8 protein-coding genes are annotated in these 6,517 nt (G+C 64.6%); 4 read left to right on the forward strand and 4 right to left on the reverse strand.

The genetic code is table 11. The features are described from left to right. Positions 1–183: 183 nt before the first annotated feature. A complete protein-coding gene (locus tag QMZ05_RS39930) occupies positions 184–1,101 on the reverse strand; it encodes a LysR family transcriptional regulator (protein ID WP_353705745.1) in 918 nt (305 codons plus the stop codon). A gap of 142 nt (positions 1,102–1,243) precedes the next feature. On the opposite strand from QMZ05_RS39930, the gene QMZ05_RS39935 reads away from it, so the two are divergent. Further along, positions 1,244–1,666: a nuclear transport factor 2 family protein gene (locus QMZ05_RS39935; RefSeq protein ID WP_353705746.1), complete on the forward strand. Its 423-nt coding sequence runs from the start codon at positions 1,244–1,246 to the stop codon at positions 1,664–1,666. Positions 1,667–1,740: 74 nt separating this feature from the next. Here QMZ05_RS39935 and QMZ05_RS39940 read toward each other — a convergent pair whose 3' ends face one another. From QMZ05_RS39940 to QMZ05_RS39950, 3 genes are all read right to left on the reverse strand, one after another. Beyond that, complete coding sequence (locus QMZ05_RS39940) at positions 1,741–2,427, reverse strand: glutathione S-transferase family protein (RefSeq protein ID WP_353705747.1); 687 nt, start codon at positions 2,425–2,427, stop codon at positions 1,741–1,743. Positions 2,428–2,562: 135 nt separating this feature from the next. After that, positions 2,563–2,889 (reverse strand): hypothetical protein, encoded by a 327-nt coding sequence (locus QMZ05_RS39945; RefSeq protein WP_353705748.1) that lies wholly within the window; start codon positions 2,887–2,889, stop codon positions 2,563–2,565. 295 nt (positions 2,890–3,184) lie between these two features. Further along, positions 3,185–4,318 (reverse strand): site-specific DNA-methyltransferase, encoded by a 1,134-nt coding sequence (locus QMZ05_RS39950; protein WP_146987167.1) that lies wholly within the window; start codon positions 4,316–4,318, stop codon positions 3,185–3,187. Positions 4,319–4,426: 108 nt separating this feature from the next. Between QMZ05_RS39950 and QMZ05_RS39955 the strand changes: the two genes are divergently transcribed. The 3 genes from QMZ05_RS39955 to moaB all read left to right on the forward strand — a co-directional run bounded on the left by QMZ05_RS39955 (position 4,427) and on the right by moaB (position 6,378). Then, positions 4,427–4,603, forward strand: a complete 177-nt coding sequence (locus QMZ05_RS39955) for a hypothetical protein (protein WP_353705749.1) — start codon at positions 4,427–4,429, stop codon at positions 4,601–4,603. A gap of 96 nt (positions 4,604–4,699) precedes the next feature. Then, a complete protein-coding gene (locus tag QMZ05_RS39960; RefSeq protein ID WP_353705750.1) occupies positions 4,700–5,635 on the forward strand; it encodes a neutral zinc metallopeptidase in 936 nt (311 codons plus the stop codon). Positions 5,636–5,814: 179 nt separating this feature from the next. Further along, a complete protein-coding gene (gene moaB / locus QMZ05_RS39965) occupies positions 5,815–6,378 on the forward strand; it encodes a molybdenum cofactor biosynthesis protein B (RefSeq protein WP_353705751.1) in 564 nt (187 codons plus the stop codon). The last annotated feature ends 139 nt before the right edge of the window (positions 6,379–6,517 follow it).

The raw sequence follows: 6,517 nt of genomic DNA on the forward strand, positions 1-6,517 counted from the left end.
AATCAATCTCAGCCGCCAAAATCCACCATCAGAGCGTGGTTTTTGCACGGCCTGGAAAGCCGGGACCCATAACCACAGTTGTGAATTGGGGATGAAGGGCTGTGGCCCCAGCGGCGCACCACAGGCGAGATTTGGGGTTATGGGTCCCGGCCTTCGCCGGGACGACGGGGATAGGGCGCGGCGCTACGTGGCCTTCCCCGTTTCCAGCTCCCGTCCGGTCTCCAGCATCAGCTTGCGCAGCCAGATCGAGCCCGGATCCATCTGCGCCCGCGTCGGATAGAACATGTGCTGCTCGTCGATCCCGGGATCGAGCGGCGGCGTCACCGTGACAAGCGACAGCTGCTTCGACAGCGCCGAGATCAGCCGGCGCGGCACGAAGGCGACGAGGTCGGTGCGCGCGGTGACGTGCAGCGCCTCGATATAGCCCGGCACCACCAGCGCGATCCGCCGCTCGACGCCCTTGCCGCGCAGCCAGGTGTCGATCAAATCCTCGTTCTGGCCGCGGATGATCACGGCGACATGCCGCGCCGCCAGGAACGCCTCGCGCTTTTTCAGCTTTGCGCCGGCCGGGTGGCCGCGGCGCACCGCGAGCGCGTCGCTGTCGGTGTAGAGCCGCTGGCGGTGAAAGCCCTTGAAGGAGTCGCCGATCGAGATCACGAGATCGATGGTGCGGGCGAATTCGGGTGCGAAGATCGCGGGTCCCCGCCACGGCACCACGTCGATGGTGACGTTCGGCGCCAGCCGCGTCACCTTCTCCATCAGCGACGGCATCAAGAGCTCGACCGCGAGATCGGGCATCATCAGGCGAAAATGCCGTTCGCTGCGCGCCGCGTCGAAATCGTCGGAGACGAACAGCGTGCGCACCTGGTCGAGCGCCTGTGCCAGCGGCGAGCGCAGCGCCTGCGCCCTCGGCGTCAGCTCCATCCGCGCGCCGTTGCGCACCAGCAGCGGGTCGCCGATCAGGTCGCGCAGCCGCTGTAGCGCGTGGCTGGTCGCCGGTTGCGACAGGCTGAGCCGCATCGCGGCGCGGCTGACGCTGCCGTCGCGCAGCAATGCGTCGAGCGCGACAAGCAGATTGAGGTCAAGCGAATTTAAATTCATCAGGTGAATATATATCATATTGCCTATCGATTGGAAGAATGCGCGTCTGCGTCGCAGGATTGGCGGGCAAGGCGTTCTCACGCGAAGCGAACAGCGGTTCGCGTGAGGAACGCAGAGCCAACCTATCGCAAGGAGACGCGCCATGAGCGCAGCCGACAACAAGAAACTGGTGCAGGAGATATTTGTGATCGCGGGCAGTCCCGATCCCGCGGTGCGCGAGAAATCGCTGTTCATGACTGTCCTTGCCGACGACGCGATCTGGACCGTGACCGGGCAGTATTCCTGGTCGCGCACCTTCACCGGCAAGCAATCGATCATGACCGATCTGCACGGCCATGTCCGCTCCAGGCTGGTCGAGCGCGGCCGCACCGTCGCGCATCGCATCATCGCCGATGACGACATCGTCGTGGTCGAGGCCAAGGGCAACAACCTCACCAAGGAAGGCCAGCGCTACGACAACGACTATTGCCTGGTGTTCCGCTTCGACGGTGGCCGGATCAAGGAGGTGCGGGAATATTGCGACTCGGTTCTGACCGAGAAGGCGCTCGGCGCGTTTCCGGCATAGCGCGCGCCGCAAGAAGGCCGCACAAATGAAAACGGCGCCCGCGAGGGCGCCGTCTTGCTGTCGTATCGATTGGCTTACGCCACCTTGTTCTTGAGGTGGCCGAACATGATGTCGCGCGCGGCATCGTCCATCTCGGCCTTGAAGGTGTGCTTGTCCTTCAGCGCGATCGCGCGCGCCGCCGCCGGCCGCGCCGAGATCTCGTCGACCAGCCGCTTCACGTTCGGATATTTGGCGTAGCCTTCCTCGCCGAGGATGAACGGCGCCATCCGCGCCCAGCCCCAGAACGCCATGTCGACGATCGTATAGCTGTCGCCGACCATGTAGCGGGATTTCGCCAGGTGATCGTCGAGGATCTTGTAGTGGCGGTGCGCCTCGTACTGATAGCGGTTGTTGGCGTAGTCGAGGTCCTTCGGCGCGAAATGCTTGAAGTGCACGGCCTGGCCGGAATACGGGCCGAGGCCGGTCGCAATGAACATCAGCCAGGACAGTGTCGCGGCGCGGTTGGCCGGGGTGTTGGCGGGCAGGAACTTGCCGTGCTCCTCGGCGAGGTAAAGCAGGATGGCGTTGCTATCGAACACCAGCACGCCGTCATCGTCGATCGCCGGCACCTTGCCGTTCGGATTGACCTTGAGGAAATCAGGCGCGAACTGCTCGCCCTTGCGGGTGTCGACCGGGATCGCCTCGAACGGCAGGCCGGATTCTTCCAGGAAGAGTGCGACCTTGTTCGGGTTCGGCGCGCCATTGAAATAGAATTTGATCATGAAGTGACTCCCTTGGTTCTTGCGACCGGCGAGACGGGACGCGGCGGGGAAGGCCGCAGACAGGTCCCTCTTGCGCAAATTTCGCCGCAACGCGCAAGCGACGAGTTTGTGAATCAGGGTCGCGTGCCGCGCTGGTCAGCCGGCCCAGAAGAAGCCCAGGATACCCGCGATGACCAGCGCAATTCCGGCGAGGTCCAGCAGGGCGGCGGAGCGGGTCGCAGCATGCAGGTGTGAAAGCTGCGTCGCGCGCTCGGAACCGCGGGCAAAGCCGTGCACGATGATCTCTTCGTTGAATTCGCCATGTGCCTCGAGGCCGAGCGTCAGCCCGACGCAGACCAGCAGGATGCCGAAGATGATCAAGCCGAAGAATCCGAGCAGGCCGATCAGCAGCATCGGAAACATGCCGAGCAGGAAGATCGGCAGCAGCGGCACCAGCAGCAAGGTCTCGGATTGTCTTCGCATCGGGGCGACCAATCGAAACGGCAAGTGACGGGCATCAATGTAAGCCCGCCGCCGTGGCGCAACAAGGCGGCCGCGTTCAAGACGGCGTCATCTACCCTCGTCATTCCCCGATGCGCAATTGCGCATCTTAGGGCGCCGCTTCGCGAGCCCCGAAATGACGGAGGAGGATAAGTCGGCCCAAGTCTCAGAACCGTAGGATGGGTGGAGCGAAGCGATACCCATCGATCACACGGCGAGAAAGTGATGGGTTTCGCTTCGCTCTACCCATCCTACGCTACCCCAACCGCGGCGCGCCTCAGCCCACCGCCATCTCGGAGCGGATCTCGGCGCGCAGCTCGTCGATGAGGCGCAGGCCCGTCTTGGTCTCGACGTGCCAGAAGGTCCAGCCGTTGCAGGCGCCGGAGCCCTGCGCGACCGCGCCGATGCGGTGGATCGAGCCGACCTTGTCGCCGAGCATGATGGCGCCGTCAGCGCGCACCAGGGCGCCATGGCGCTTCTTGGCGTCGACCAGCTTTGCGCCGGGCACGATCATGCCGCGCTCGATCAGTTCGGAGAACGCGACGCGCGGCGCCTCGCGCGCGGTCATGAACGGCGCCAGCGTTGCTTCCGGCAGCGGTTCGACCGCGGCGATGCGGGCTTCGGCGGCGGCGGCGTAGGTCCGGTCGCGCTCGAAGCCGATATAGTTGCGGCCGAGGCGCTTGGCGACGGCGCCGGTGGTGCCGGTGCCGTTGAACGGATCGATCACGAGATCGCCCGGCTTCGACGACGACAGCAGTACGCGCGCGAGCAGCTGCTCGGGCTTCTGCGTCGGATGGACCTTCTTGCCGTCGTCGCCCTTGAGGCGCTCCTCGCCGGTGCACAGCGGAATCAGCCAGTCGGAGCGCGCCTGCACGTCCTCGTTGGATGCCTTCAGCGCTTCATAGTTGAAGGTGTAGCCCTTGGCCTTCTCGTCGCGCGCGGCCCAGATCATGGTCTCGTGCGCGTTGGTGAAGCGGCGGCCGCGGAAGTTCGGCATCGGATTGGACTTGCGCCACACGATGTCGTTCAGGAGCCAGAAGCCGAGGTCCTGCATGATCGCGCCGACGCGGAAGATATTGTGATAGGAGCCGATCACCCACAGCGTTGCCGACGGCTTCATCACGCGGCGGCAGGCCAAGAGCCAGGCGCGGGTGAAATCGTCATAGGCAGCGAACGACGAGAACTTGTCCCAGTCGTCGTCGACGGCATCGACATGCGATTCGTCGGGGCGCTTGAGATCGCCCTTGAGCTGCAGATTGTAGGGAGGATCGGCGAAGACCAGGTCGACCGAGCCGGCCTGAAGCTTCGACAATTCGGCCACGCAATCGCCAATGACGATGTGGCTCGACGGGGCACTCTCAAATTTAGTGCGGGGCGCCCTTGCAGACGCCCCGCGACGCGACACTACCATGACTCAAGAACTCTGACTCAGGCGACGCTGTCGGCGACGCGGGACTAAACAACCGACTGGCGTCACATTGACCCGGCAAAGTAAAAATCGACTTAATTGGAAATGTTCATGCAAAAGATTGCAGCAGCTTTTGAACGACGTGGCGCATTGTCGTCGGCGTTGTGCTGCAACATCAGCGCGTTCTGCGAAAAATTTTGCGGATCATCAAACCGGCACGATTCGGCCGGTAAATTGGCCGGCGTTTGTAGTGTTCGCGGCGCAAAGGACGCGCCTGCAACGGGCTAGGCAATTTTTGCCGGGCAGGATATTGATTAACAGAATGGAAATTTTAGGTTGGTGTGTCCCGCAATGGGTCGCCGACGGGAATGAAGGGAAACCGCCATGCGCTATGATGATTTCCGCCGCAGCGACGACATCGAAGACCGTCGCGACGACAGCGGAGGCGGCGGCGGTGGTGGCGGCTTCGGGATTCCGATGGGCGGCGGTGGCGGGCTCGGCATCGGCACGGTCATCGTGCTCGGCCTGCTCGGCTACGCCTTCGGCATCGACCCGCGCATCCTGATCGGCGGCGCCGAGATTCTCACCGGCGGCGGCCAGGCGCCGACGTATCAGACCGATCGGCAGTCGTCGGGCGGGCAGGCCAAGCGCGGCGCGCCGACTGACGAGATGGGCAGCATGATCGCCGGCATCCTGGGTGAAATCGACGATCGCTGGAGCGAGATCTTCAGGGCCAGCGGTCAGTCCTACACCGGTCCGAAGATCGTGCTGTTCCGCAACGCCACCAATGGCGGCCGCTGCGGCATGGCGCAGTCGGCGATGGGACCGTTCTATTGTCCGCCGGACAAGACCATCTTTCTCGACACCGGCTTCTTCCGCGAGGTCGAGACGCGCTTCCGCGGCTGTTCGGGCAATGCCTGCAAGTTCACCGCGGCCTATATCATTGCGCATGAGGCCGGGCATCACATCCAGAACCTGCTTGGCATCATCCCGCGCGTGAACCGGCTGCAGCAGCAGGCCGGCAGCAAGGCCGAGGCCAACGCGCTGCAGGTCAAGGTCGAACTGCAGGCCGATTGTCTCTCCGGCGTCTGGGTCAATCGCGAGGAGAAGAAGCGGCCCGGCTTCCTCGAGGCCGGCGACATCGATGCCGCGCTGACCACCGCGAACGCGATCGGCGACGACACGCTGCAGCGGCAGGCGACGGGCCGGGTGGTGCCGGATTCCTTCACCCACGGCTCCGCCGCGCAGCGCAAGCAATGGTTCATGACCGGCTACCAGCAGGGCACCGTGCAGGCCTGCAACACGTTCGGCGGCGGGTAGGAAGCCGGTTCAACAGGGGGCAAGGCCGCGGGTTCAGTTCACCTCTCCCGCTTGCGGGGGAGGTCGCATCGCATCGTTAGATGCGATGCGGGTGGGGGCTCTCTCCACTATATGACTCGCGGTGACACCCCCACCCCAACCCTCCCCCGCAAGCGGGAGAGGGAGCGAGAGAGCAGGCCATGTCTTCAATCGACGAAACCAAGCAATTCGTCCCGCTCAACATCGCGGTGCTGACGATTTCAGACACCCGCACGCTTGTGGATGACAAGTCGGGCACCACGCTCGCCGAGCGTCTCACCGCGGCCGGCCACAAGCTCGCGGCGCGCGAGATCGTCACCGACGATGTCGAGGCGATCCGCGCCGTGATCCGGCGCTGGATCGCGGACTCCGGCGTCGATGCCGTCATTACCACCGGCGGCACCGGCTTCACCGGCCGCGACGTGACGCCGGAAGCGGTCGAGCCGCTGTTCGAAAAGCGGATGGACGGCTTCTCGATCGCCTTCCATATGCTGAGCCATGCCAAGATCGGCGCGTCGACGATCCAGAGCCGCGCCACCGCCGGCGTTGCCGGCGCGACCTTCATCTTCTGCCTGCCCGGTTCGCCCGGCGCCTGCCGCGACGGCTGGGACGGCATCCTCGGCGCGCAGCTCGACTACCGCACGCGCCCCTGCAATTTCGTCGAGATCATGCCGCGGCTCGACGAGCACCTGCGCCGCCCGAAGGCGAAGGGGTCGAGCGCGTAGGCTTTATCCGTTCGTCGTTCCCGGACGTGCGAAGCACGAAGCCGGAAGCTCGAGCCTGGTCCCCGTAGATGGGGTAACGGGCCGGCCGCCCGCTCGCTACGGCGCGATATAGAAGCGCGCTCGCGAGCGGCCTGTTGGT

The organism is Bradyrhizobium sp. INPA03-11B (assembly GCF_040446015.1).
GTDB lineage: Bacteria > Pseudomonadota > Alphaproteobacteria > Rhizobiales > Xanthobacteraceae > Bradyrhizobium > Bradyrhizobium macuxiense_A.